A 339-nucleotide genomic window follows, 5' to 3' on the forward strand; every position below is an offset into this window, starting at 1 on the left:
CCGGACCCCGTCAAGGACCAGACCTCGACGTACGGCCGCGGCGCCGCCGACGAGCTCATGGCGGTCGCCGAGAACGGCGGCGCGGCCCGGCTCACGCTGGAGGACAAGCACGGCGACATCGTCGGCAACATGTCGGCGACGAACGGCGCGGCGACGACCCTGGACCAGTCCACGGCCTTCGACCCCTTCGGCCAGGTCCGCGGCACCGCGAGCGCCGCGGGCATGGACGGCAACATCGGCTACCAGGGCGACTGGACCGACCCGGACACCGACCAGGTCAACATGCACGCCCGCTGGTACGACCCGGGCACCGGCGCCTTCGACTCCCGCGACTCCTAC

Annotated in this window: 1 protein-coding gene; it reads left to right on the forward strand. The window is 72.6% G+C overall.

What is annotated here, in order from left to right; genetic code table 11:
• The coding region (locus ALMP_RS39540) for an RHS repeat-associated core domain-containing protein (RefSeq protein ID WP_264936835.1) at positions 1-339 on the forward strand (339 nt) is incomplete at both ends.

This window comes from Streptomyces sp. A012304 (genome assembly GCF_026008495.1).
GTDB lineage: Bacteria > Actinomycetota > Actinomycetes > Streptomycetales > Streptomycetaceae > Streptomyces.